We start from the raw sequence: 24512 nt of genomic DNA, 5'->3' as shown, positions 1-24512 counted from the left end.
CGTCCGGTCGGCGGCGGGGCGGCGCGGGCCGGGAGCTGCCGGTCACCGGGGCTCCGGTGCGACGCCCGCACCGCGCTGAGTGAGACAGGTCACTACTGTAAGCGCTACCATTATCCCTGTCCACAGCGCTTGTTCGGCGGATTGGTCAGGGCGGAACGCGTGCAAGCGTTTCCACAACGGCGGTCCTGTCCGTAAGATGCCGCACATGCTGACGACCTCCGGCACACTGCCGTCCCTGCGCCTCACCCCTCTCCACGACCGCGACCGGGAGCCGAGGTGGTGGCGCTCCTCGGTGATCTACCAGGTGTACCCGCGCTCCTTCCGGGACCTCGACGGGGACGGTCTCGGCGACCTCGCCGGCATCACCGCCGAGCTGGGACAGCTGGCCGAGCTCGACATCGACGCCCTGTGGCTCTCGCCCTTCTACCCGTCCCCGCAGCGCGACGGCGGCTACGACGTGAGCGACTACTGCGACGTCGACCCCGCCCTCGGGACCCTGGCCGACTTCGACGCCCTGGTGGCCGCGGCGGACGAGCTGTCCGTGAAGGTGATCGTCGACCTGGTCCCCAACCACTGCTCCACCGAGCACGTGCTGTTCCAGCGGGCCCTCGCGGCGGGGCCGGGCAGCCCCGAGCGCGGCCTGTTCGTCTTCCGGGACGGCCGGGGACCGTCCGGGGAGCTGCCCCCGAACAACTGGCAGTCCCACTTCGGGGGCCCCGCCTGGACCCGGGTGACGGAGCCCGGCGGAGCCCCCGGCCAGTGGTACCTGCACCTGTTCGACTCCTCCCAGCCGGACTTCGACTGGGACAACGAGCAGGTCCGGCAGGAGTTCGAGCGGATCCTGCGCTTCTGGCTCGACCGTGGAGTGGCCGGCTTCCGGGTGGACGTGGCCCACGCGCTGATCAAGGCGAAGGGGCTGCCCGACTGGGGCGGGCGCGCCGACGGCGGCAGCGTCCCCGGCTACCCCTTCACCGACGCCCCGATGTTCGGCCAGCCGCAGATCCACGACATCTACCGCCGCTGGCGCGAGGTGCTGGCGGAGTACGACGGCGAGCGGATCCTCTGCGCCGAGGCCAGTGTGGAGCCGCTGACCCGACTGGCCGACTGGGTGCGCCCGGACCAGATGCACCAGACCTTCAACTTCTCCTACCTGGCCGCGCCCTGGGACGCGGCGGAGCTGCGGCGGATCATCACCTCCTCCCTCGAGGCGTTCGACGCCGTCGGGGCCCCCTCCACCTGGGTGCTGTCCAACCACGACGTGGTGCGCCACGCGACCCGTCTCGGCCTGGGCGCGAACCCCGCCCGGCCCGGCGACGGCATCGGCCCCGAGGACGAGCAGCCGGACCACGTCCGCGGAGCCCGGCGGGCGGACGCCGCCTCCCTGCTCATGCTCGGGCTGCCGGGCGGCGTCTACCTGTACCAGGGGGAGGAGCTCGGGCTGCCGGACCACACGGGCCTGCCCGCCGAGGTCCGCCAGGACCCCACCTACCACCGCACCGGCGGGGCGCGGCTCGGCCGCGACGGCTGCCGGGTGCCGCTGCCGTGGACCCGCTCCGGCGCGTCTCTCGGCTACAGTGCCAACGGCAGGTCCTGGCTCCCGCAGCCCCCGGGCTGGGCGGAGCTCTCGCGCGAGGCGCAGCGGGAGGACCCGGCCTCCACGCTGTCCCTCTACCGCGCCGCCCTGGCGCTGCGGCGGGCGCACGGGCTCGGATCGGGCTCGCTCGCCTGGGTGGAGGACCTCGGCGGGCCGGGCTGCCTGGGCCTGGTCAACAACGACGTCCTGGTGCTGCTGAACACCGGTGACGCCGCGGTGGAGCTGCCGGACCTGCCGGTGCTGCTGCGCAGCCGTCCCGGGACGTCCGCGCCCCACGTCCTGAACCCGGAGGAGTGCATATGGCTGCAGACGGAGGACCACGGCACGACGGGTCCGTGAGCCCACCGCGGCTCCAGGACGTCGCCGCCAGGGCCGGGGTGTCCACGGCCACGGTCTCCCGCGCCCTCAGCGGCAAGGGCCACGTGTCCTCCCGGGCCCGGGCACGGGTGCAGCAGGCCGCCCACGAGCTGGGCTTCGTGGTGTCCTACCACGCCTCCAGCCTGGCCAGCGGGCGCAGCCGCAACATCGGGGTGGTGCTGCCCTACGTGGACCGGTGGTACTTCTCCACCGTGCTCGAGGGCGTGGCCGGGGCGCTCATGGAGGCCGGCTACGACCTGTCCCTCTACAACTTCGAGGGCGACCGCTACCGGGAGACGGTGCTGACCGACTTCCTGCTGCGCAAGCGGCTCGACGCCGCCGTGGCGATCTCCCTGCATCTGAACCCGGCCGAGACGCAGCAGCTGCTCGCCGCCGGGATCCCCGTGCTCGGGGTGGGCGGGCCCCTGGTGGGCGCGCCCACCATCAGCATCGACGACCACGACGTCGGGCGCCGTGCGACCGAGCACCTGATTGCGCTCGGCCACCGCCGGATCGCCCACCTCGGCGGCGCCGAGGAGTTCGGCAGCCACTTCCCCATGTCCAGCGACCGCCGCGCCGGCTGGGAGGGGGCCATGGCCGCCGCCGGGCTGGCGGTCGGCCCGGCCTGGTCGGTCGTCTCGGACTACACCTTCACCGACGCCTACCAGCGGGCCAAGAACCTGCTGGCGGACCCGGCCGACCGCCCCACCGCGATCTTCGCGGCCTCCGACGAGATGGCCGCCGGGGCGGTCCTGGCGGCGCGCGACCTCGGCCTGACCGTGCCCGGGGAGCTGTCCGTGATCGGCGTCGACGCCCACCCCATCGGGGAGGCCTTCGGCCTGACCACCATCGACCAGCACGCCCGGGAGCAGGGGGTGCACGCCGTCGAGCGGCTGCTGGAGCACCTGGCCGGGACGAACCACGAGCCGGTCCACGAGGTGCTCCCGGCGCACTTCGTGGTGCGCTCCTCCACCGGGCCGGTCCCCGGCTCCGCCGGTCGTTCCTGACCTCGGCCGGACAACGCCCCCGCCGGGCCCGCCCGGCGGGGGCGTTGTCCGGTGGGCGGGCCCGGCGGGGGCGGTCAGGCCACCGTGAACGTCCGCTCGTGCCACCCGGAGGCCCCGTCCGGGGCCGGCGGGGCCTGCTCGGCGGTCTGGACGGTCCCGTCCCGGTCCACCGCCCGCACCCGCGCGGTGTGCCGGCCGCCGGGCAGCTCGGTGCGCAGCACCCACTGCCGCCACGTGTCGTCGGAGGGCACCTCGCCCAGGTCGGCCTCCTGCCACGGGCCCTCGTCCACGCTGACCTGCACGGCGGCGATCCCGGTGTCCTGGGCCCAGGCCGTGCCGGCGAGGACGACCTCTCCGGCGTCCACGCGGCCCCCGTCCCGGGGCACCTCGATCCGGGAGGCGGTCTTGATCGGCCCGCGCGCCGACCAGCCGCGGGGGGTCCAGTAGCCCTCGTCGCGGTCGAAGCGGGTGACCTTCAGGTCCACCAGCCACTTGGTGGCGGACACGTAGCCGTAGAGCCCGGAGACGACCATGCGCACCGGGTAGCCGTGCTCGAACGGCAGCGGCTCCCCGTTCATGGTCACGGCCAACAGGGAGTCCCGGCCCGGGTCCAGCAGCGCCTCGAGCGGGGTCCCGGCGGTGAAGCCGTCCTGGGACGTCGAGAGCACCATGTCGGCGCCCGGCTGCACGCCGGCCTCGGCGAGCAGCTCCCGGATGGGCACGCCCGTCCACACCGCGTTGCCCACCAGGTCCCCGCCCACGGGGTTGGACACGCACGCCAGCGTCACGGCGCGCTCGAGCAGCGCCCGGCCGGTGAGGTCCTCGAAGCGCAGCGTCAGCTCCCGGTCGACCATGCCGTGGATCCGCAGCTCCCACTCGGCCACGTCGATCCGCGGGACGGCCAGGGCGGTGTCGATGCGGTAGAAGTCCTCGGCCGGGGTCAGCCACGGCTCCACCCCCTCGATCCCGAGGTCCGTGCCGGCGGGGATCGTCTCCCGCACCGCCGGGGCGGGGATCCGCAGCATCTCCCGCGCCGCGGGCACCCGGGAGGCCGCGGCGGAGGCCCAGCGCCCGGCCACCCCGGCGGCGGCACCCAGCACGGCCACGGCCGCGGAGACCCGGACGAAGCCCCGCCGGTCGAGGCCGCCCCGGGTGTCCTCCGGCGCCTCGGCCCGGCGGGTGAGCACCGTGAGGAACAGCGCCCCGGCGGCCGTGCCGACGACGACGGGGACCGCGTCCGCGACGCCCGCCCCGGCCCGGGTGAGCACCGCCAGCAGGCCGACGAGCCCCAGCACGCCGAGCAGCACGGAGCCCATCGGGCGGTTGGCGCGCTGGGCGGCCCCGAGACCGGCGCCGATCGCCACGAGGCCGGCGGCCATGACGAGCAGGAGCACAAGCTTGTCCGCGGTGCCGAACAGGGCGATCGCCGCGTCCTTCACGGGGGCGGGGACGGCGTCCACGATCACCCCGCCCACGGCGGTGAGCGGCGCGCCGACCGGCCCGGTGACCCAGGCCAGCAGCTCCGCCAGCCCCACGGCGAGGGCCGTCGCGGCGACACCGGCCAGGACCCACGGGCCGGCGCCGGCGGAGCGCCGTCGTTCCGGTCCGGCGTCCGTGCGGGGGGAGGTGGTGGTCATGGGCCCAGGGTCTCAGCCGGGCCTGTGCCCCGCCTGGGCGAGCGCCGCCGCGAACCGTTCGAGGGCCGGCTCGCCCACCACGTCCCCCGGCAGCAGCGGGACCTGCAGCAGCGGGAGGTCCGGCAGCGCCTCGCGCAGGGCGGCCACGTGCGTCTCCTCGAGGGCGCGGCGCTCGGCGAGGAAGGCCCCGGCGTCGGCCGGGGAGCGCTTGTTGACCACCAGCGCCCCCACGTGCACCCCGGCGCGGACCAGCTGCCCGTGCAGCTCGACCGTCTCCAGCACGGGCAGCCGCTCGGCGGCCAGCACGATCACGAAGGCGCAGCGCCGGGGATCCACCAGGACCTCGCGCAACGCCTCGAAGCGGGCGCGCCGGCGCAGCAGGATGCGCCGGATCTCGAGGTCGCGCTCCTCCCGGGGGTCCCGGGGGCGCTCGGTGCCCACGATGCTCTCGGCCGCCTCGTCCCGGTCCTCGAGCCCGCGCAGCGCGGCGCCGAACCGCTCCGCCCGGGCCCGGCGCCGCAGCAGGCCCTCGGTCCAGGCGGACATGATCTCCGGCAGGGCCATGAGGCGGGCGGTGTGCCCGGAGGGCGCGGTGTCGAAGACCACGAGGTCGTAGTCCTCCAGGCCCGTCTCCACCAGCTGGGCGACCCGCTCCAGGACCGCGGACTCGTGGGTGCCGGGCGAGTCGCGGGCGAGCCGCATGTGCTTGTCGACCTCCCCGGCGAGGTGCTCGGGCATGAGCCGGCGGACGGTGGCGCCCACGGCGGCGAGGTGGGCCTCGGTGGTGGCGAGCGGGTCCACCTCGATCCCGTCGAGGTGGCCGCCGCCGGGAACCCGGACCAGCGGGGTGATCCGGTCCCCCACCGGGCGCTCCCAGAGGTGGCCGAGGTTGTGCGCGGGGTCGGTCGAGACCACGAGCACCCGCCGGCCCGACCGGGCCTGGGCGAGGGCCGTGGCGGAAGCGACGGCGGTCTTGCCGACGCCGCCCTTGCCGCCCACGAACAGGACCCGGCGGGCCGCGGCGAGCTCTAGCAGCATGAGATGTGCTCCAGGGGCGAGCGCTCCATGCCCATCCGCCGGTGCCAGTCGTGGAACCGGTCGTAGACCACGGGGAGCAGCTCCACGGTGTAGTAGCTGGCGGGGTTGGGCACCCCGAGGGCCTCGGAGAGCACCAGCATCATGAACAGGTCCTCCTCGTCGCGCTGGGCGCGGGCGAAGGTCCGGCGGTAGGGGGCCGCGTAGAACTCGCGCAGGCCCGCCCCGAGGCGGGCCCGCGCGGTGCGCCACCGCTGCGGGAGCGTCACCGGCTCACAGGGAGCGGTCCCGCCCGGCCGCGCTGGGCAGCGGCTCCTCGTCGAGCTCCGGCGGATTCTTCCGGGCGTGGGACATCGCGATCGCGGACTCGAAGATCACCCACACGGCCGCGATCAGGATGACGATGTCGAGCACGAGCAGGAACCAGTTCTCCGCGGCCCAGAACTGCCCCAGCTGCACGATCAGCGCGTAGACGGACATCACGAGCAGGAACACCAGCGGCACCAGGACGGGCAGGACCGGGCGGCCCTTGCGCAGCAGGATCACCGCGATCATGGACAGCGTCAGGCCGGCCAGCAGCTGGTTCGAGGTCCCGAACAGCGGCCAGATGAGCATGCCGCCCGAGCCGTCCGCGCCGGCGCTGAAGGTCAGCCCCATGGCCACCGCGAGGACGATGAGGGTGGCGACCACCTTGCCGATGGTGACGCCCATGATGTGCCCGGCCTCCTGCACCACGAAGCGCTGCAGGCGGATGCCGGTGTCCATGGTCGTGGCCGCGAAGAGCACGGCCATCGTCGCGAGGATGGTCGCGCTCAGCGACGGGGGGATGCCGAGGCCGGAGTTCACGACCGAGGCGCCGCCCTGGACGAACGCGGCCACGCCGCCCTGGCCGAACGCGCTGTACACGGCCTCCCAGTCGGCGATCGTGCGGAAGCCGGCGGTCGTGGCGATGATCGCGCCCAGCGCCAGGAGGCCCTCGCCGACGGCGCCGAAGTAGCCGACGAAGCGGGCGTCCGTCTCCTTGTCCAGCTGCTTGGAGGACGTCCCCGAGGCCACGATGCCGTGGAACCCGGAGATCGCCCCGCACGCGATGGTCACGAACAGCAGCGGCACGATGCTCGGGGTGCCCGCGGGCACGGACTCGTTGAAGGCCGGGGCCACCACGGTCGGGGCGGAGATCAGCACCGCGCCGTAGAGGATGCCCAGGGCGATGAACAGCTGCAGGCCGTTGATGTAGTCGCGGGGCTGCAGGAGCATCCAGACGGGCAGCACGGACGCGATGCCCGCGTAGACGAAGAGCACCACGATCCAGAACGCGTTGGCCGGCAGGCCCAGGACCGTCTCCGGCAGGACCACCGGGAAGCGGTCGCCGAGCAGGATGAGGGCGTAGAGGGCCACGACGCCCACCACGGACACGACGGCGAGGTTCCACTTGTAGCGGTAGACCGCCTGGCCGATGAGCAGCGCCACGACGATGGCGCCCCACGTGGGGATCACCGCGGTGGGCGTGCCGACCAGCAGGTTGGAGATCACCACGGCGAACGCGGCGTTGACCATGAGCAGCACGAGGAAGATCACGACCAGGAACAGGTTCCGTCCCCGGTGGCCGATGTACTTCCCGGACAGCGACCCGATGGACCTGCCCTGGTGCCGGTTGGACGCCCACAGGGCGCCGAGGTCGTGGACGCCGGCGAAGAAGACGGTGCCGAGCGTCACCCAGAGGAAGGCGGGCACCCATCCCCAGATCACCGCGATGGCCGGGCCGACGATGGGCGCGGCACCGGCCACGGAGGTGAAGTGGTGGCCCCACAGCACGTACTTGTTGGTGGGGACGTAGTCGACGCCGTCGCCCAGCTCGTGGGCGGGGGTGACGAAGGAGTCCTGGAGCTTGTAGATCCGGCGGGCGACGAACTTCGAGTAGAGGAGGTACCCGAGGATCATCATGGCCACGCCGACGACGGCGAGGACGATGGAATTCATCTCGATCCCAATCTGTGCGGAGGCGGGGTGGATGTCTGCTGGGTCACAATCCTACCGCCGCCCCGTCACTCCTCCGGGACCGGGCCCTGTCCGGGTGCCATGAGCGCGAAGGACTCCCGGTCCGGGCCCGCCACCACCGCGAGCCGCCCGTAGGCGAAGTCGAAGGGCTCCTCCACGACCGATCCGCCGGCGGCTCGAACGCGGTCGGCGGCCGCGTCGACGCCCTCCACCTGGAAGCACACGGACCACACCGAGGGCGCGTCCTGCGCGGCGGGGTCCGTCCCGCCGATCCCGCCCGCCGGGCGGTCCCCTCGCGGCACCGTGAAGGTGGCGTAGGGGACGCCGTCCCCGCCGGTCTCCTCGTAGTGGTAGCCGAACACCGCTGCGTAGAAGTCGCGGGCGGTGCGGTGGTCGGGCGTCGTGAGGTCGCACCACACCACGGCGCCGGGGACGTCGACGGCCTCGAAGCCGATGTGCTCACCGGACTGCCACATCCCGAAGACGGCTCCGGCGGGGTCCCGCCAGACGCCCATCCGGCCGAGCGGGCCGATGTCCGTGGGCCCCCTCAGCTGCGTGCCCCCGGCGTCCAGGACCCGCTGCGCGCCCAGCTCGATCCGGTCCGCGGCGAGGTACACCTGCCACACGGGGGGCGCACCGGCCCGGTCCGGGTCCGCGGGGGACAGCCCGGCCACGCGGGCCCCGTCCACGAGGGCGTTGCAGTAGCCGCCGTGCTCGGGCCGCGGGTCGTCGTACTGCCAGCCGAGGACCTGCCGGTAGAACTCCTGCGTCCGGGCGAGGTCGGAGGCCACGAGGTCCGTCCAGCAGGGCGTTCCCGCAGGCCACGGTTCGGTGTGCTGCGTCATCACGGGCTCCTTCCGACACGGTCAGGGTACGCCGGGCCCCGCGCCCCCCGACCGCCCCGCCCGAGGATCGTTATCCACCCGTCCCCGTCCCTCCCCCCTCACTCCGAGGCGCGAGGTTGCGGACCTCGGGGCCGGGGTCCGGGGGTCCGCGGACGGGGTCAGGGGCATGATGGGAGCGGACCGTCGTCGCCGAACGCCCGGGAGGCCTCCCATGACCACGCTGCACGACTTCACCGCCACCACCCTGGACGGGCGCGATCAGCCGCTGTCCGCCTACGCCGGGAAGGTGGTGCTCGTGGTCAACACGGCGAGCCGGTGCGGGTTCACACCGCAGTACGAGGGCCTCGAGCAGCTGTGGCGCAACTTCAAGCAGGAGGGCTTCGTGGTGCTCGGCTTCCCCTGCGACCAGTTCGGCCACCAGGAACCGGGCACCGAGGAGGAGATCGCCGACTTCTGCAGCCGCAACTACGGCGTCACGTTCCCGATGTTCGCGAAGGTCGACGTCAACGGCCCCGGCGCCCACCCGCTGTGGGCCTGGCTGCGGGAAGAGCGCAACGGGGTCCTGGGCGACGCCATCAAGTGGAACTTCACCAAGTTCCTGGTGGGCCGGGACGGCCGGGTGCTCCGCCGCTTCGCCCCGCGGACCGCACCGGCCCAGCTGGCCGGCAGCATCGAGTCCGCCCTGGCCCACGACGAGGCGCCCGGCCACGCCGGGTGAGCGCGCGGCTCAGGCGGCCGCCATCTCCCGGAGCACTGCGGACAGGGCGGCCAGGCCCCGCTCCAGCTCCTCCTCCGTGATCACCAGCGGCGGGCTCAGCCGCACGGTCGCGCCGTGCGTGTCCTTGGCGATCACCCCGTGCGCCACCAGCCGCTCGCAGCACTCGCGGCCGGTGCCCAGGCGCGGGTCGATGTCGATCCCGGCCCACAGTCCGCGCCCGCGCACGGCGGTGAGGCCCAGCGGCGCGAGCTCGGTGAGACCGGCGTGCAGCCTCTCCCCCAGCTCCCGCGCCGCCCGCTGGGGCTCCCCGGTGGACAGCAGCCCGACGACGGCGCGGCCGACGGCGCCGGCCAGCGGGTTGCCGCCGAAGGTGCTGCCGTGCTGGCCCGGCCGCAGCACCGACAGGACCTCGGCGCGCCCCACGACCGCGGAGACCGGCAGGACGCCCCCGCCCAGGGCCTTGCCCAGCAGGTACAGGTCCGCCTCCACGCCCTCGTGCTCGCAGGCCAGCGTCCGGCCCGTGCGGCCCAGCCCGGACTGGATCTCGTCGGCGACGAGCAGGACGCCGCGCTCGGCGGTGCACCGCCGGACGCCCGCCAGGTAGCCCGGCGGCGGCACGATCACCCCGGCCTCGCCCTGGATCGGCTCCAGCAGCACCGCCACGGTGTCGTCCGTGAGCGCGGCCTCGAGCGCGGCGAGGTCCCCGAAGGGCACGGTGTCGAAGCCCGGGGTGTAGGGGCCGTAGTCGCGGTGCGCGTCGGCGTCGTCGGAGAAGCTGACGACCGTGGTGGTGCGGCCGTGGAAGTTGCCCGCCGCCACGACGATCCGTGCCCGGCCCGGGGCCACCCCCTTGCGCTCGTAGCCCCACTTCCGGGCGACCTTGATCGCCGACTCGACGGCCTCGGCGCCGGTGTTCATCGGCAGCATCATGTCCTGGCCGAGCAGCTCGCACAGCTCCCGGGCGAAGGGCCCGAGCTGGTCGTTGTGCACGGCACGGCTGGTCAGCGTCACCCGCTCCAGCTGGGCCCGGGCGGCCGCCAGGACCGCCGGGTGGCCGTGCCCGAGGTTCAGCGCCGAATAGCCGGCGAGGAAGTCCAGGTACTCCCGGCCCTCCACGTCCGTGAGGGTGGCACCGTGCGCCCGGGCGACGACGACCTCCAGCGGGGAGTAGGTGCGGGCCGTGTACCGCTCGGCCGCGGCCGCGAGCTGCTGCGAGGCGGTCGCCCGGCCGGCGACGTGGACGGGGGCGTGGTTCATGGGGGTGTCTCCCGATCGCGTCCTGGTGTTTCCTTGAGCATGTGCGCTCCGGTCCGCCGGGACAACCCCCGCGCCGGGTCCTCCGGGCCCACCCCGGGGCGCGCTTCGCCGATCCGACCGCCAGGAGGAACCGTGCTCGCCGACTTCGCCCCCCAGGACGTCCCCGTCCCCGACGGCGTGGTCCACGCCCGCACGGGCGGCGACGGCCCGCCCGTGCTGCTGCTGCACGGCTTCCCGCAGACGCACGCGATGTGGCACGCCCTGGCCCCCGTGCTCGCCGAGGAGTTCACCGTGGTCGCCGCCGACCTGCGCGGCTACGGCCGCTCCTGGACGGACAGCGAGGACTTCACCTTCCGGGCGATGGCCGCCGACCAGGTCCGGCTCATGCGCGCCCTGGGGCACGACCGGTTCCACGTCGTCGGGCACGACCGTGGCGCCCGGACCGCCCACCGCATGGCCTTCGACGCCCCCGAGGCGGTGCTCTCGGTCGCCCTGCTCGACATTCTGCCCACGCTGGAGGTGTGGCGGTCGATGGACGCCTGGCTGGTGCAGAAGTACTACCACTGGGCCTTCCTCGCCCAGGGCGGCGGACTGCCGCAGACGCTGATCGGCCACGACCCCGTCCACTTCGTGCGCGCGACGCTGCAGGGCCTCAGCGGCACCGAGGTCGGGTTCCACCCCGCCGCGCTCGCCGCCTACGAGGAGGCCGCGCGCGACCCGTCCGTGGTCGACGCCTGGTGCCGCGACTACCGCGCCGCGGCCGGACCGGACGTGGAGATCGACCGGGCCGACGAGGACGCCCGGCTCGAGCTCCCCGCGCTGGTCCTGTGGGGCGCCCGCGGCCGGGTGGGCGCCCGGGAGGACCCGCTCGAGCTGTGGCGGCGGCACTTCCCCCGGGCCGCGGGCCGGGCCGTGGACGCCGGCCACTTCCTCGCCGAGGAGCGCCCGGAGGAGGTCACAGCCGCGGTCCTGGCGCACCTGCGCGCCGCGGAGGCGCAGCCGGGCCCCCGGCACGGCTGAGCGTGGCGGGGGCCCGGTGATGCCGGTGCGGGCGTGCGGTCAGTCGTTCTCGTACTTGGTGATCGCCTCGACCTTGGCCGCCGAGGCGCTGGCCGGGTCGAAGACGTAGCCGATCCACTCCTTGGCCAGGCGCCGGGCCAGCTCGAGGCCGACGACCCGCTGGCCCATGCACAGCACCTGGGCGTTGTTGGAGAGCACCGAGCGCTCCACCGAGTAGGAGTCGTGGGCGGTCACCGCCCGGATGCCCGGGACCTTGTTCGCCGAGATCGCCACGCCCAGGCCCGTGCCGCAGATCAGCAGCGCCCGGTCGGCCTCCCCGGAGGCGACCTTCCGGGCCGCCTCCACGGCCACGTGCGGGTAGTCGGTGTTCTCGGTCTTCGAGACCCCGACGTCCACCACGCTCTCCACGCGGTCGTCGGCCTCCAGGTCCCGGCGCAGGGCCTCCTTGTAGTCGAATCCGGCGTCGTCGCCGCCGATCACGATCCGCAGCTTCTGCTCGCTCATGGGGTGCTCCTTCATCTCGTCGTTCACTGTCCGATGGTCTTTTCCCGGGTGCGGTGGTCCGTGGGTCCGGGTGGTCCGTGGGTGCGGGTGCCGGAGGGGCCTCAGCGGCCCGCGGCGATCTCCAGCAGCCGCAGATAACCCTCCAGCTGCCAGGCGGTGCGGCCGACGAACAGGCCGTCCACGCCGGGAATGCCCAGCAGGTCGGCGGCGTTGTCCAGGTTCACCGACCCGCCGTAGAGCAGGCCCTGCACGCGTGACCCCCAGGCCGCCGCGAGGGCGGCGAAGGGCTCGGCCAGCTCCGCGGTGGTGGCCGGGCGGCCGTGCTCACCGATCGCCCAGACGGGTTCGTAGGCGATCAGCACCCGGGCCAGCTGGTCCTCGGCCAGGCCCTCCAGGGCCCGGCCGACCTGCTCGAGGATGTGCGCCCCGGAACCGCCCGCGGCCTGCACGTGCGCCGGTTCGCCCACGCACAGCAGGGGCACCAGTCCGTGGCGCAGGGTCGCGGCGACCTTGGCCCGGACGGTCTCGTCCGTCTCGGCGAAGTGCTCGCGCCGCTCGGAGTGGCCGATCTCCACGATCCGGGCCCCGGCGTCGGCGACCTGCGGCACGGAGACCTCCCCGGTCCAGGCCCCGGCGTCCTCCCAGTGGGCGTTCTGCGCCCCCACCAGCACCCGGGGCTCCTCGGCCAGGACCTGGGCCACCGCGCCGATCGCGGTGGCCGGCGGGATCACGAAGGGCTGCACGCCCCCCAGTTCCCGTCCGGCCAGGGCCTCGGCCAGGCCCTGGGCCCAGTCGGTGGCCTCGGCCAGGGTCTTGTTCATCTTCCAGCTGGTGCCGACCCACACCGTCACGGCCGCCCCCCTACCGTGCGTCCGGGCCCTGGGCGAGGAAATCGCCCAGGGCGTCCATGAGCACGGAGAAGGACAGCGCGCCGGGGTCCGGGGTGCCCAGGCTCTTGTCCCCGAGCACCTTCGAGCGCCCGCGGCGGGCGGTGATCTCCGCGGTGGCCTCGGCCGCCTGACGGGCCACCGCGGCAGCCTGCTTCACCGCGCCGGCCAGATCGGAGGAGGCCTCGAACTCCTCCAGCAGCCGCGCCCGGAACGGCAGGGCGGCGTCGACCATGGTCTTGTCCCCCGGCTGGGCCCCGCCCAGCCGCACGATCGCGTCGATCCCGGCCACGAGAGCGGCCACCACTTCCTCGGCTCCGGCGCCGGCGGAGTCGTCGAAGGCCCCGCCGGCGGCGGTCAGTGCCGCGCCCCACAGCGCCCCGGAGGTGCCGCCGGCCTCCTCGGCCCAGGCGTCACCGGCACGCACCAGGACCGTACGGGCCCCGGCGCCGGCCTCCGCGGCGGCCCGGGCGGCGGCGGCCGCGCCCCGGGTGCCGTAGGCCATGCCCTGGCCGTGGTCGCCGTCGCCGGCGATGGCGTCCAGGCGGCCGAAGTCCTCCTCGTGCTCGGCCGCGGTGGCCTCCAGCACCTGCAGCGCCGTCAGGATCCGCCCGGTGACCTCCTGGGACTCCGGCGCGGCGGCCGGCACGTCCTCCTGCCCCGGGGTGTGCACCCCGGTGCGCGCCGGCCGGTCGGCCGTGTCCGGCGCGCCGCGGCGGAAGGCCGGGGTGTCGGCCGGGGCCAGCCAGTACCGCTCCAGCTCCTCGTCCAGGAACACCACGGTCAGCGACAGCCCGGCCATGTCGAGACTGGTGACGTGCTCGCCGACCTCCGGGGCCACCACGGTCAGCCCCTGGCCGGCCAGCCGCTCGGCCACCCGGCCGTAGACCACGAACAGCTCCTCGTACTTGACCGTGCCCAGCCCGTTGACCAGCACGGCCACCCGGCCCTCGTAGCCGTCCTGCCCGCGCGCCGGCTCCTCCGCCAGCACGCCGTCGACCAGCAGGTCGGCGATCTCGTCGGCCGTGCCCATCGGCACCTCGCGCACTCCCGGCTCCCCGTGGATGCCCAGCCCGATCGCCATCTCCCCGGCCGGCACGTGGAACAGCGCCTCCCCGGCCCCGGGCAGGGTGCAGCCCTCGAAGGCCACCCCGAAGGAGCGCGTCGCGTCGTTGGCCTTCCACGCCACCCGCTCGGCCTCGTCCAGGTCGGCCCCGGCCTCGATCGCCGCACCGGCGATCTTGAACACCATCAGGTCCCCGGCGATCCCGCGCCGTTCCCGGTGCGCCTCGGCCGGGCCGGAGGCGATGTCGTCGGAGACCCGCACGATGCGCACGTCCACGCCCTCGGCGCGCAGCTTCTCGGCCGCCTGCCCGAAGTGCAGCACGTCCCCGGCGTAGTTGCCGAAGCCCAGCACCACGCCGCCGCCGTTCTCCGCCGAGCGTGCCACGGAGTACACCTGGGAGGCCGAGGGCGAGGAGAAGATGTTGCCGCACGGCGCGCCGTGGCCCATCCCCGGGCCCACCCACCCGGCGAAGGCCGGATAGTGCCCCGAGCCCCCGCCGATCACCAGCGCCGGCTGGCCCTCCGGGGTGTCGGTCGAGCGCACCACCCCGCCGTGGGCCAGGGCCACGTGCTCGGGATGAGCCGCCGCATAGCCCCGCAGCGCGTCGGACGCGAACTCCGCAGGATCGTTCACAAGAAAAGTCATCGTTCCAGCCTCGGTGGTCTCGGTGGGTCGGGGGCGGGACGGCCGCGTTCGACGTCGGGCGCCGCCGTCCCGCTCGGGGATCTCGGTACGGTGCGGCCGGCTCAGCCGGCGGGGGCGGACGCGCCGCCCTGCTGGGCGGTCTCCTCGTCGACCGGGCTGGGGCCCAGGTCCTCGAGCAGCCGGCCCATGGCCACGTAGGCCTTGTTGCGGTAGGCGACGAGGTCGTTCGAGCGTTCGGCGGGGATCTGCAGGAACCCGGCGCCGGACTTCGTGCCGAGCTTGCCGGCGTCGACGAGGTCCTGCAGGACCTTGGGCGTGGCGAAGCGCTCGGGGAACGAGGTCTGCAGGGAGGCGTAGCAGAAGGAGTAGACGTCCAGTCCCGCCATGTCCGCGATCGCGAAGGGGCCGAAGAACGGGAGGCGGAAGCCGAAGGTGGTGCGCACCAGCGTGTCGACGTCCTCGGCCGTGGCGATGCCCTCCTCGACCACCTGGGCGGCCTCGTGGAACAGGGCGTACTGCAGGCGGTTGAGGACGAAGCCCGTGACGTCCTTGACCACCGCCGCCTTCTTGCCGGTCAGCTCGACGATCTCCTTGGCCGCCTCGACCGTCTCGGGCGCGGTGGTCTCGTGGGGGATGACCTCCACGCCGGGGATGAAGGGCGCCGGGTTCGAGAAGTGCACGCCCAGGAAGCGGCCCGGGTGCTCGACGACCTCGGCGAGCTGGGCGATGGAGATGGTGGAGGTGTTGGAGCCGATCACGGCGTCCGCCGGGGCGGCGTCGCTGATCCGGCGCAGCGTGGCGTGCTTGATCTCGAGCTTCTCCGGCACGGCCTCCTCCACGTAGGAGGCGTCCGCGACGGCCTCCTCGATGCTGGGGGCGGCCCACAGGTTCTCGCGCAGGCGCTCGACCGCGTCCGCCGGGAAGAGCCCGTCCGCGACGAACTGCTCCGCCTCCCCGAGGAGCCGCTCGAGGTTCCCCTCGGCGATCTCCTGGGAGATGTCGGCGAGCGCGACCCGGGCTCCGCCGAGGGCCAGCACCTGGGCGATGCCCCCGCCCATGTATCCCGAGCCGACAACCGCTACTGAACGCTGAGCCATGATCCCCATCTCCTCCGGTGTGCACGTGTTCCGTCTGTGGACACGGCGGCGCCGGAGCGCGGATCGGGAGCGACCTCGGACACCGACTCAGGCCATACCGTGTTTCCTATAGGATCCACGGACGCAGATGTGGTGTCAACCACACCGCGGCGGGAGGGCAGGTCGGAACGTGGCTCAGGCGCTCTCGTCCCGGAGGTCGCGGTCGGCGCGCTCGTACTCGCTGATCGCCCGCTCCCGCACCCCGCAGATGTGCCCGGCCATGGCGATCCGGGCCGCCGCGGCGTCACCCCGGCGCAGCGCCGTGAGGATCCGCGCGTGCTCCTCGATGGCGCTGCGCGCGTCCTGCACGCCCAGGCCGCTGAACAGCCGGAACCGGTGCACGTGCCCGCCGAGGGACTCGTAGGCGCCCAGGACGAACTTGTTGTTCGCCTGCTCCGCGATGAGCCGGTGGAAGCGCTCGTCGGCCTCCCAGTAGGAGCGGTAGTCGGAGAAGTGGGGGCCGTTCGGCGCGCCCCGGAGGTCGTCGATGGAGCGCTCGAGGGCCTCCAGGAACGGCCGGTCCGCGTGGCCGCAGGCGAGTTCGGCGTTGTAGGGCTCGATGAGCAGCCGTGCGTCCATGAGGTCCAGCAGCTCCTCGTGGGTCAGCAGGGGCGCCACGCGGTAGCCGCGCAGCGCGGCCCGGACCACCAGGCTCGTGGACTCCAGCCGCGCCAGGGCCTCCCGGACCGGCGTGGGGGAAACGCCCAGCTCGCGCGCCGTGCCGTCGATGCTGATCGGATCCCCGGACTTCAGCTCCCCGTCCATCAGGCGCGCGAGGATCTCCTTGTACACCTGGTCCGCCAGGATGCTGCGCTGCACCCACGCTCCGCCCGGAACGTCGTTCGTCATGTCGATGCCCTCGCTCACTTCTGCCCTGACAGGAATTGTCCCACGCCCCACCCGGGCCGGCTCCACACCGCCCTCTCGACGACGGCCGGAGGAGGCTGGACACCGGAACAATATCCTATAGGGTATTGGCCAACGGCTCCTCGGATGTGGTCCACGCCACAGTGCAGAAGTGGCCGGCCCCGCGTCCCGATCAAAGGTGACTCAGCTATGCACATCCTCCTTCCCGCCGCCACGGCGGATGCACTCGTCCTGGCGGAGAGGCCCACCTGGGCGCTCATCGCCATCGCGGTCGTGGCCATCGCCGCGCTGCTCTTCCTGATCATCAAGCTGCGCATGCACGCGTTCTTCGCCCTCATCATCATCAGCGTCCTCACGGGACTGGCGGCCGGCATCGGCGTGGGCGACGTCATGGCGGTGGTCATCGCCGGCTTCAGCACCACGGTGGGCAACGTGGCCCTGCTGGTGGGCTTCGGCGCGGTCCTCGGCCGCCTGGTCGAGGTCTCCGGCGGCGCCCAGGTGCTCGCCGACGCGATGCTCCGCCGTTTCGGGGAGAAGCGGGCCCCGCTGGCCCTGGCGGTCGCCTCCCTCTTCTACGCGTTCCCGATCTTCCTCGACGCCGGCTTCATCGTGATGCTGCCGATCATCTACACGGTCGCCCGCCGCCTGGGCGGCTCCTTCATGCTCTACGTGCTGCCCTCGATCGGCGCCTTCCTGATGATGCACGCCCTCACCCCGCCGCACCCCGGTCCCACGGCCGCGGCTACGGTGATGGGCGCCGACGTCGGCATGGTGGTGCTGATCGCCCTGCTGGTGGGCCTGCCCACCTGGTACCTGGCCGGCTACCGGCTCGGCCTGGCCCTCGCCAAGCGCTATCCGGACATGCCCGTGCCGAACCTCCTCGGCGAGGTGGACCTGGACGAGGACACCCCCCGGCCGGGGTTCTGGACCATCATCTTCGTCCTCCTGCTGCCGCTCGTGCTCATCTTCTTCAACACCCTGTTCACCACGCTCGAGGCGAGCGGGGCCGTGGGCGAGGACAACGTCCTGTTCCGCCTCTCCCGGCTCATCGGCAACACCCCGATCGCCCTGCTCATCGCCACGCTGTTCGCGATGTACCTGCTCTACCTGCGCCCGCGCCGCGGCCGGGGCAGCATCGGCGGGGCCCTGGAGGACCTGGTCGACAACGCCCTGGCTCCGGTCTGCTCGATCATCCTGATCACCGGCGCCGGCGGCGCCTTCGGCCGTGTCCTCACCGAGACGGGCATCGGCGCCACCATCGCCGAGGGGCTCGACGCCCTGGGCCTCCCGGTCATCCTGGCCGGCTTCCTCGTGGCGATCGCCTTCCGCGTGGCCCAGGGCTCGGCGACTGTGGCCGCCACCACCGCGGGCTCCATCATGGCCCCGGCCGTGGCCGAGCTGGGCCTGTCCGGGATCGCGCTGGCCGCCATCGTGGTCGCCATCGCGGCGGGGTCCATCACGTTCTCGCACGTGAACGACTCGGGCTTCTGGCTGATCGGCAAGTTCTGCGGCTTCGACACCGTGACCACGCTCAAGACGTGGTCGGTGATCGGCACCGCGATCGGCTTCATGGCCTTCGCCCTCGCGTGGATCGTCTACGCCCTGGCCGCCTGATCCCTGCGGCCCGCACGCCCCTCCCCCGACATCCCCCCTGACATCGCAGGAGCACCCATGACGCACGGACAGTTTCCCGCACGACGCACGGCCGTCGTCACCGGCGCCGGAGCCGTCCGCGGCATCGGCCGCCACGTCGCCCGCCGGATGGCGCAGGAGGGCTGGGCCCTGGCGGTGCTCGACGTCGACGCCGACGGCGTCCGGTCCTTCGCCGACGAGCTCGCCGGGCGGACGGCGCAGCCCGTGCGCGGCATCGCGGTCGACGTGGCCGACCCGGACTCGGTCGACGCGGCGTTCGAGGAGATCGACGCGCATCTTCCGCCGGTGCTCGCCGAGGTGAACCTGGCCGGCATCGCCAGCCCGCACACGCTCTTCGAGCTGACGAAGGACGTGTGGACCCGTGTGCTGGACGTGAACGCCACGGGCACGCTGCTCATGATGCAGGCCGCGGCACGCCGCATGATCGAGGGCGGGCACGGCGGGCGGATCGTCAACACGTCCTCGATCACCGCCTACGACGGCGGTGGGACCTTCTCGAAGACCGGCTACGCCGCGGCGAAGGCTGCCGTCCTCGGCCTCACCCGGGGCGGTGCCCGGGAGCTCGGCGGGCACGGGATCACCTGCAACGCCATCGTCCCCGGGCCCATCGACACCGACATCATGGGCGGCACGCTCACGGACGAGCGCAGGGCCGCCATGTCGGCGGCCGTGCCCGCCGGACGCGTCGGGCGGCCCGAGGAGGTCGCCGCGCTGGTCAACTTCCTCACCAGTCACGAGGCCGGCTTCGTCAACGGCGCGTCCTACTTCGTGGACGGCGGCAAACACATGGTCTGAGCCCGCACCCCGCACGTCCTTCCGGCGCCCCGTGCGCCACCGACACCACCCACCAAGGAGAGCACCATGCCGCACACCCCGGAGAACTGGCCCATCGGGGCCGCCCTGCTGAACTTCACGGGCACCACTGCCGACGGCCGCGACCGCACCGCCGCCGGTCCCGAGGCCTGGAAGCAGACCCTGCGCGAGGTCCGCCTCGCCGGCTTCGACCACGTCGACCTCACCGACTCCTGGGTCCGCCCCGGCGACCTCGACACCGACGGCCGCCGGCGGCTGCTGGAGACGGCCCGGTCCTACGACCTCGCCTTCAGCGACATCGCGGTGACCCGCAAGAGCGTGATCACCCCGGACGAGGAGCAGGCGCAGCGGAACATCGCCTACACCAAGCGCACCATCGACGCGGCCGTGGACCTCGAGGCGCCCATGGTCTGCGTGGGCCTGCACGACCCGTTCACCGAGGCGCAGAAGGACGCCACCTGGTTCTGGCTGGCGCCGGGCGCCGAGGACGAGGACACCGCGGAGAACCGGGCGAAGGCGGCCGAGCGCTTCCGCGAGCTCGGCGAGTACGCCGGGGAGCGGGGGGTCGGCCTGTCCCTGGAGATGTACGAGGGCACCTTCCTGGGCACCGCCGACAGCTCGGTGGAGCTCGTCACCGCCGTGGACCTGCCCAACGTGGGCCTGTGCCCCGACATCGGCAACATCGTCCGCCTGCACCGCGAGGTGGAGGACTGGCGCGAGATGCTCACCAAGATGCTGCCGCACGCCAACTACTGGCAGCTGAAGAACTACTTCCGGGACCACGATCCCGCCACCGGGTCCTACGCCTCCGCCCCGGCGCCGCTGGCCCTGGGCTACATCGACTACCGCGAGGCCATCGGCATGGCGCTCGAGGCCGGCTTCGACGGCCCCATGTGCGTGGAGCACTACGGGGGCGACGGGCTCAGCGTGACGGCCATGAACCGGGACTACATCCGCGGCATCCTGGCCGCCAAGCTCCCGGAGGACTGACTCCCGCGGAGCCGGCCACGCCGGGGATGGCGCCGTTGGGGCGCCATCCCCGGCTCCGTCGTTCCGGTCGCCCGTCGCCGCGGCGCCCGCGCTGATCGTTCAGCCGACTTACCTTTTCGGGTCCCAACCCGTAACGTGGAACCGATACGGCCCCGCCGTGCACGCCGGCAGGCGTGCCGAGGGCCGCCCCGGACCGTCCCCGGCACCCCGGGACGGACCCGGGTCCGGACTAGGGAAGGAGCACCAGCATGCGCAAGATCCTCTTCATGGTCGGCACCGCCGTCTTCAGCCGCGTCATGGCGAAGCGGCGCGAGAACAAGGGCGGCCGCCGCTAGACGGCCGTGCCCGCCGCCCGCGGCCCCGGCAGGGAGCGCGGGCGGCAACGACGGACGGGCCCGCCCGGCATGATGCCGGGCGGGCCCGTCCGTCGTTGCGCTCCGCTACTTCAGCGCGTTGGAGGCCCGCCGCTTGTTGAAGACGTCGAAGCCGACGGCGAGCAGCAGCACCAGGCCCTTGATGAACTGCTGGTAGTCGATGCCCACGCCCATGAGCGACATGCCGTTGTTGAGCACGCCCATGATCAGCCCGCCGGTGATGGCGCCGATGATGGTGCCCACGCCGCCGGTCACGGCGGCGCCGCCGATGAACGCCGCGGCGATCGCGTCCAGCTCGAACAGGTTGCCGGCACCGGGGCCGGCGGAGTTCAGGCGGCCGGTGAACACGAGGCCCGCCAGCGCGGCCAGCACCCCCATGTTGACGAACAGCAGGAAGTCCACGCGCTTGGTGTTGACGCCCGAGAGCTGGGCCGCCTGCAGGTTGCCGCCGCGGGCGTAGACGTGCCGGCCGAAGACGGTCCGGTTCATGACCGCGCTGTAGGCGACCACGAGCACCCCGAGCACCACGAGCACGATCGGGGTGCCGCCGCGGGAGCTGGCGAGCAGGAAGGTCAGGCCCAGGACGACGACGACGCCGAAGACCAGCCGGGTGAGGAACCAGGCGCGGGGCTCGTCGTCCAGGCCGAGCTTGGCCCGGGTGGCCCGGCCGCGCAGCTGGCTGACGACCAGCAGGGCGGTGGCGAACAGGCCGAGGCCCACCGTGGTCCAGTCCAGGATGTTGGTCTCGGGCGGGAACAGGCCCGGGAAGAGGGACCCGCCGCCGAGCTGGCGGTACTCCGAGGGGAACCCGGTGATGCGCTGGTTCTCGAGCACGATCTGGGTCAGGCCGCGGAAGACGAGCATGCCCGCGAGGGTGACGATGAAGGCCGGGATGCCGATGTAGGCCACCCAGAACCCCTGCCAGGCCCCCACGAGGGCGCCGACCGCGAGGGACGCCACGAGGGCCACCCACCACGGCAGGCTCCAGTCCCGGATCATGATCCCGGACATGGCACCCACGAACGCGGCCACGGAGCCCACCGAGAGGTCGATGTGGCCGGCCACGATGATCATGACCATCCCGATGGCCAGCAGCAGGATGTAGCTGTTCTGGACGATGATGTTGGAGACGTTGTCCGGCTGGAGCAGGGCTCCGCCCGTGAGCACCTGGAACAGCGTCACGATGACCAGCAGGGCCAGGAAGATGCCGATCTGGCGCAGCCGGCTGGTGAGGAAGCGCCCGGCGTCGGCCACGGTCGAGGGCTTCTTCGGGCCCCTGGTGCTGAGGACCCGGTCCTCGTCGGCGAGGGTGGAAACCATGGTCAGTCCTTCTCCTTGGTCATGTGCTGCATGAGTCGTTCGGGGGTGGCCTCGGCGATGGGGACCTCGGCGGTGATCCGGCCCTCGGCGAGCGTGTAGATGCGGTCGCAGATCCCCAGGAGCTCCGGCAGCTCGGAGGAGATCACGAGGACGGCTTTGCCCTGCGCGGCCAGCTGGTTGATGATCGTGTAGATCTCGTACTTCGCGCCCACGTCGATGCCGCGCGTCGGCTCGTCGAGGATCAGTACGTCCGGGTCGGCGAACATCCACTTGGACAGCACGACCTTCTGCTGGTTGCCGCCGGAGAGCTTGCCGGTGACGGCCGCCACGGACGGCGCCTTGATGTTCATGCTCTTCCGGTAGTCCTGGGCGACCAGCGTCTCGCGGCCGCCGTCCACCCAGCCCGCGGAGGCCAGCTTGGGCAGGGCGGCGGCGGAGATGTTCCGCTTGATGTCGTCGATCAGGTTGAGCCCGTAGCGCTTGCGGTCCTCCGTGGCGTAGGCGATCCCGTGCCGGATGGCCTCCTGGACGGTCCGGCAGGTGATCTCCTGGCCGTTCTTGTACAGGGTCCCGGTGATGCCGGACCCGTAGCTGCGCCCGAAGATGCTCATCGCCAGCTCGGTCCGCCCGGCGCCCATGAGCCCGGCGATCCCGACGATCTCGCCGGCCCGGACGGACAGGTGCGCGTCGTCCACGACCACCCGGGAGTGCTCCTGGGGGTGGTGCACCGTCCAGTGCTCCACGCGCAGCACCTCCTCCCCGATCGCGGGGGTCCGCTCCGGGTACCGGTTGGTGAGCTCGCGGCCGACCATGCCCTTGATGATCCGGTCCTCGGTGACCGAGCCGTCGTGCAGGCTGAGGGTCTCGATGGTCCGGCCGTCGCGCAGGATGGTCACGGAGTCCGCGATCGCCCGGATCTCGTTGAGCTTGTGGCTGATGATGATGCAGGTGATCCCGTCCTCCCGCAGCCCGCGGACGAGGCCGAGCAGGTGCGCGGAGTCCTCGTCGTTGAGCGCGGCGGTGGGCTCGTCGAGGATCAGCAGCTTCACGTCCTTGGACAGCGCCTTGGCGATCTCCACGAGCTGCTGCTTGCCCACCCCGATGTCCCCGGCCCGGGTGACGGGGTTCAGGTCCAGGCCCACGCGCCGGAGCAGCTCGGAGGCCCGGACGTTGGTCTCGTTCCAGTCGATGACCCCGCGGGTGGCGCGCTCGTTGCCCAGGAAGATGTTCTCGGCCACGGACAGGAACGGGGACAGCGCCAGCTCCTGGTGGATGATCACCACGCCGCTGCGCTCGCTGTCCTTGATGTCGCGGAAGGAGACCGTCCGGCCGTCCAGGACGATGTCGCCCTCGTAGGTGCCGTGCGGGTAGACGCCGGAGAGCACCTTCATGAGGGTGGACTTGCCGGCGCCGTTCTCCCCGCAGATCGCATGCACCTCACCGCGGGCGACGGCGAGGTTGACGTCCTGCAGCGCCTTGACGCCGGGGAAGGACTTGCTGATCCGGCGCATCTCGAGCACGTGCTCGCTCATGCGGGTCTCCTTGTCTGGGGCTGGAGTGGTGGCGGGTCGGAGTGGTGGCGGGTCGGGATGGTGGCGGACCCGGCGGGAGAGGAATGCTGCGGCGGGACCGGCCGGGCGGAGGGGCCGCCCGGCCGGTCCGGGTCCCCTACTCGAGCTCGGAGGCCTCGTAGTAGCCGCTGTCCACGAGGACCTCCTGGTAGTTGTCCTTCGTGACGATCTGGGACTCCAGCAGGTAGGCGGGGACGACCTTCACGCCGTTGTCGTAGGTCTCCTCGTCGTTGACCTCCGGCTCCTCGCCCTTCATCAGGGAGTCGACCATCACGACCGCGCGCTCGCCGAGCTCGCGCACGTCCTTGAAGATGGTGGAGTACTGCTCGTCGTTGACGATCGACTTCACGGAGCCCACCTCGGCGTCCTGTCCGGTGACCACCGGCAGCTCGTCCTTGGAGTAGCCGCCGGAGCGCAGCGCGGAGATGATCCCGATCGACAGCCCGTCGTAGGGGGAGAGCACGCCGTCGAGCTGCTCGCCGCCGCCCACGGTGATGAGGTCCTCCATGCGGTCCTGGGCGGTGTCCGGCAGCCAGCGCAGGATGGCGGCCTGCTCGAACTCGGTCTGCCCGCTGGGCACGTTGAGGGTGCCGTCGTCCAGGTAGGGCTTGAGGGTGTCCATGGCGCCGTTCCAGAAGAAGGTGGCGTTGTTGTCGTCGGGGCTGCCGGCGAAGAGCTCCACGTTGAACGGGCCCTTCTCCCCGGTCGGCTCGCCGTTCTCGTCGAGGATCCCCAGGCCGGTGAGCAGCGAGGTGCCCTGCTGCACGCCCACCTCGTAGTTGTCGAAGGTCGTGTAGTAGTCCACGGTGTCGGACTCGTTGATGAGCCGGTCGTAGGCGATCACGGGGATGTCCTGGGACTCCGCGGTGTCGAGCACGCTGGTGAGCGTGGTGCCGTCGATCGAGGCGATCACCAGGGCCTTCGCCCCGCCGTTGATCATGTTCTCGATCTGGGAGATCTGGGTGGGGATGTCGTCGTTGGCGTACTGGAGGTCCACCTCGTAGCCGAGCTCCTCGAGCTCCGCCTTGACGTTCTCCCCGTCGGCGATCCAGCGCTCGGACTGCTGGGTGGGCATGGCCACCCCGATCCGGGCGCCCTCGTTGGAGCCCTCCTCCGCGCCGGCGCCGCGGCTGCCGCCGCAGGCGCTGAGGCCGAGAACGAGGGTCAGTGCGGTCACCCCGGTGAGGGTCCGCTTCAGGTGGGTCTTCGCGGTCATGG

General features: G+C 72.9%; 21 protein-coding genes. 7 read left to right on the top strand and 14 right to left on the bottom strand.

The features are described 5' to 3' along the window. Positions 1 to 205 precede the first annotated feature (205 nt). Together PU704_RS14295 and PU704_RS14290 are read left to right on the top strand one after the other, a co-directional pair. Positions 206 to 1933 carry a glycoside hydrolase family 13 protein gene (locus PU704_RS14295; RefSeq protein WP_277551793.1) on the top strand — a complete coding sequence of 576 codons (1728 nt, stop codon included), beginning with the start codon at positions 206 to 208 and terminating at the stop codon, positions 1931 to 1933. Beyond that, positions 1930 to 2958: a LacI family DNA-binding transcriptional regulator gene (locus tag PU704_RS14290; protein ID WP_083664978.1), complete on the top strand. Its 1029-nt coding sequence runs from the start codon at positions 1930 to 1932 to the stop codon at positions 2956 to 2958. The genes PU704_RS14295 and PU704_RS14290 overlap by 4 nt, the downstream gene beginning before the upstream one ends. Before the next feature lie 74 nt (positions 2959 to 3032). Here PU704_RS14290 and PU704_RS14285 read toward each other — a convergent pair whose 3' ends face one another. The 5 genes from PU704_RS14285 to PU704_RS14265 form a co-directional block, all read right to left on the bottom strand. Further along, positions 3033 to 4595, bottom strand: a complete 1563-nt coding sequence (locus tag PU704_RS14285) for a molybdopterin-dependent oxidoreductase (protein ID WP_075871507.1) — start codon at positions 4593 to 4595, stop codon at positions 3033 to 3035. Between the two features lie 12 nt (positions 4596 to 4607). Beyond that, entirely contained in the window at positions 4608 to 5633 is a 1026-nt protein-coding gene (locus tag PU704_RS14280) for an ArsA family ATPase (RefSeq protein ID WP_277551792.1), read from the bottom strand. Then, positions 5624 to 5899: a cory-CC-star protein gene (locus PU704_RS14275; protein ID WP_047803570.1), complete on the bottom strand. Its 276-nt coding sequence runs from the start codon at positions 5897 to 5899 to the stop codon at positions 5624 to 5626. The genes PU704_RS14280 and PU704_RS14275 overlap by 10 nt, the downstream gene beginning before the upstream one ends. Before the next feature lie 4 nt (positions 5900 to 5903). Continuing rightward, on the bottom strand, positions 5904 to 7610 hold the full coding sequence (locus PU704_RS14270; RefSeq protein WP_075871505.1) for a carbon starvation CstA family protein: 1707 nt from the start codon (positions 7608 to 7610) through the stop codon (positions 5904 to 5906). Between the two features lie 65 nt (positions 7611 to 7675). Next, complete coding sequence (locus PU704_RS14265) at positions 7676 to 8473, bottom strand: VOC family protein (RefSeq protein ID WP_277551791.1); 798 nt, start codon at positions 8471 to 8473, stop codon at positions 7676 to 7678. Between the two features lie 211 nt (positions 8474 to 8684). On the opposite strand from PU704_RS14265, the gene PU704_RS14260 reads away from it, so the two are divergent. Beyond that, positions 8685 to 9191, top strand: a complete 507-nt coding sequence (locus PU704_RS14260; RefSeq protein WP_277551790.1) for a glutathione peroxidase — start codon at positions 8685 to 8687, stop codon at positions 9189 to 9191. A 9-nt stretch (positions 9192 to 9200) separates the two neighbouring features. Here the strand turns inward: PU704_RS14260 and rocD are convergent, their stop codons facing one another. Then, a complete protein-coding gene (gene rocD, locus PU704_RS14255) occupies positions 9201 to 10448 on the bottom strand; it encodes an ornithine--oxo-acid transaminase (RefSeq protein WP_277551789.1) in 1248 nt (415 codons plus the stop codon). A gap of 132 nt (positions 10449 to 10580) precedes the next feature. Between rocD and PU704_RS14250 the strand changes: the two genes are divergently transcribed. Continuing rightward, entirely contained in the window at positions 10581 to 11468 is an 888-nt protein-coding gene (locus tag PU704_RS14250; protein ID WP_047803575.1) for an alpha/beta fold hydrolase, read from the top strand. A gap of 39 nt (positions 11469 to 11507) precedes the next feature. Here PU704_RS14250 and PU704_RS14245 read toward each other — a convergent pair whose 3' ends face one another. The 5 genes from PU704_RS14245 to PU704_RS14225 all read right to left on the bottom strand — a co-directional run bounded on the left by PU704_RS14245 (position 11508) and on the right by PU704_RS14225 (position 16555). Then, positions 11508 to 11972, bottom strand: a complete 465-nt coding sequence (locus tag PU704_RS14245; protein ID WP_047803635.1) for a ribose-5-phosphate isomerase — start codon at positions 11970 to 11972, stop codon at positions 11508 to 11510. 101 nt (positions 11973 to 12073) lie between these two features. Then, the gene (locus PU704_RS14240) at positions 12074 to 12823 is read right to left on the bottom strand and encodes a triose-phosphate isomerase (protein WP_338130232.1); all 750 of its coding nucleotides are present in this window, start codon (positions 12821 to 12823) and stop codon (positions 12074 to 12076) included. Positions 12824 to 12833: 10 nt separating this feature from the next. After that, complete coding sequence (locus tag PU704_RS14235) at positions 12834 to 14570, bottom strand: dihydroxyacetone kinase family protein (RefSeq protein ID WP_277551788.1); 1737 nt, start codon at positions 14568 to 14570, stop codon at positions 12834 to 12836. A 101-nt stretch (positions 14571 to 14671) separates the two neighbouring features. Continuing rightward, on the bottom strand, positions 14672 to 15667 hold the full coding sequence (locus PU704_RS14230) for a 3-hydroxyacyl-CoA dehydrogenase family protein (protein WP_047803637.1): 996 nt from the start codon (positions 15665 to 15667) through the stop codon (positions 14672 to 14674). 174 nt (positions 15668 to 15841) lie between these two features. Beyond that, complete coding sequence (locus tag PU704_RS14225) at positions 15842 to 16555, bottom strand: GntR family transcriptional regulator (RefSeq protein WP_047803638.1); 714 nt, start codon at positions 16553 to 16555, stop codon at positions 15842 to 15844. Between the two features lie 207 nt (positions 16556 to 16762). Between PU704_RS14225 and PU704_RS14220 the strand changes: the two genes are divergently transcribed. The 3 genes from PU704_RS14220 to PU704_RS14210 all read left to right on the top strand — a co-directional run bounded on the left by PU704_RS14220 (position 16763) and on the right by PU704_RS14210 (position 20029). Then, a complete protein-coding gene (locus tag PU704_RS14220; protein WP_047803577.1) occupies positions 16763 to 18187 on the top strand; it encodes a GntP family permease in 1425 nt (474 codons plus the stop codon). Positions 18188 to 18244: 57 nt separating this feature from the next. After that, the gene (locus PU704_RS14215) at positions 18245 to 19021 is read left to right on the top strand and encodes an SDR family NAD(P)-dependent oxidoreductase (protein ID WP_277551787.1); all 777 of its coding nucleotides are present in this window, start codon (positions 18245 to 18247) and stop codon (positions 19019 to 19021) included. 66 nt (positions 19022 to 19087) lie between these two features. Further along, entirely contained in the window at positions 19088 to 20029 is a 942-nt protein-coding gene (locus tag PU704_RS14210; RefSeq protein ID WP_277551786.1) for a sugar phosphate isomerase/epimerase family protein, read from the top strand. A 440-nt stretch (positions 20030 to 20469) separates the two neighbouring features. Here the strand turns inward: PU704_RS14210 and mmsB are convergent, their stop codons facing one another. The 3 genes from mmsB to chvE all read right to left on the bottom strand — a co-directional run bounded on the left by mmsB (position 20470) and on the right by chvE (position 24510). After that, a complete protein-coding gene (gene mmsB, locus PU704_RS14205; protein ID WP_047803580.1) occupies positions 20470 to 21723 on the bottom strand; it encodes a multiple monosaccharide ABC transporter permease in 1254 nt (417 codons plus the stop codon). 2 nt (positions 21724 to 21725) lie between these two features. Beyond that, complete coding sequence (gene mmsA / locus PU704_RS14200; RefSeq protein WP_047803581.1) at positions 21726 to 23255, bottom strand: multiple monosaccharide ABC transporter ATP-binding protein; 1530 nt, start codon at positions 23253 to 23255, stop codon at positions 21726 to 21728. 136 nt (positions 23256 to 23391) lie between these two features. Then, the gene (chvE, locus tag PU704_RS14195) at positions 23392 to 24510 is read right to left on the bottom strand and encodes a multiple monosaccharide ABC transporter substrate-binding protein (protein WP_277551785.1); all 1119 of its coding nucleotides are present in this window, start codon (positions 24508 to 24510) and stop codon (positions 23392 to 23394) included. Positions 24511 to 24512 lie beyond the last annotated feature (2 nt).

Source organism: Kocuria oceani (assembly GCF_029524215.1).
In the GTDB taxonomy this organism is placed as follows: domain Bacteria; phylum Actinomycetota; class Actinomycetes; order Actinomycetales; family Micrococcaceae; genus Kocuria; species Kocuria oceani.
The sequence above is the reverse complement of the archived record's forward strand: the minus strand, read 5'-3'. Positions and strand labels throughout refer to the sequence as shown.

Coding starts and splice junctions, on each gene's coding strand:
- PU704_RS14295 (WP_277551793.1), top strand. CDS start 206: ATGCTGACGACCTCCGGCACACTGCCGTCCCTGCGCCTCACCCCTCTC.
- PU704_RS14285 (WP_075871507.1), bottom strand. CDS start 4,595: ATGACCACCACCTCCCCCCGCACGGACGCCGGACCGGAACGACGGCGC.
- PU704_RS14280 (WP_277551792.1), bottom strand. CDS start 5,633: ATGCTGCTAGAGCTCGCCGCGGCCCGCCGGGTCCTGTTCGTGGGCGGC.
- PU704_RS14270 (WP_075871505.1), bottom strand. CDS start 7,610: ATGAATTCCATCGTCCTCGCCGTCGTCGGCGTGGCCATGATGATCCTC.
- PU704_RS14265 (WP_277551791.1), bottom strand. CDS start 8,473: ATGACGCAGCACACCGAACCGTGGCCTGCGGGAACGCCCTGCTGGACG.
- PU704_RS14260 (WP_277551790.1), top strand. CDS start 8,685: ATGACCACGCTGCACGACTTCACCGCCACCACCCTGGACGGGCGCGAT.
- rocD (WP_277551789.1), bottom strand. CDS start 10,448: ATGAACCACGCCCCCGTCCACGTCGCCGGCCGGGCGACCGCCTCGCAG.
- PU704_RS14245 (WP_047803635.1), bottom strand. CDS start 11,972: ATGAGCGAGCAGAAGCTGCGGATCGTGATCGGCGGCGACGACGCCGGA.
- PU704_RS14235 (WP_277551788.1), bottom strand. CDS start 14,570: ATGACTTTTCTTGTGAACGATCCTGCGGAGTTCGCGTCCGACGCGCTG.
- PU704_RS14230 (WP_047803637.1), bottom strand. CDS start 15,667: ATGGCTCAGCGTTCAGTAGCGGTTGTCGGCTCGGGATACATGGGCGGG.
- PU704_RS14225 (WP_047803638.1), bottom strand. CDS start 16,555: ATGACGAACGACGTTCCGGGCGGAGCGTGGGTGCAGCGCAGCATCCTG.
- PU704_RS14220 (WP_047803577.1), top strand. CDS start 16,763: ATGCACATCCTCCTTCCCGCCGCCACGGCGGATGCACTCGTCCTGGCG.
- PU704_RS14215 (WP_277551787.1), top strand. CDS start 18,245: ATGACGCACGGACAGTTTCCCGCACGACGCACGGCCGTCGTCACCGGC.
- PU704_RS14210 (WP_277551786.1), top strand. CDS start 19,088: ATGCCGCACACCCCGGAGAACTGGCCCATCGGGGCCGCCCTGCTGAAC.
- mmsB (WP_047803580.1), bottom strand. CDS start 21,723: ATGGTTTCCACCCTCGCCGACGAGGACCGGGTCCTCAGCACCAGGGGC.
- mmsA (WP_047803581.1), bottom strand. CDS start 23,255: ATGAGCGAGCACGTGCTCGAGATGCGCCGGATCAGCAAGTCCTTCCCC.
- chvE (WP_277551785.1), bottom strand. CDS start 24,510: ATGACCGCGAAGACCCACCTGAAGCGGACCCTCACCGGGGTGACCGCA.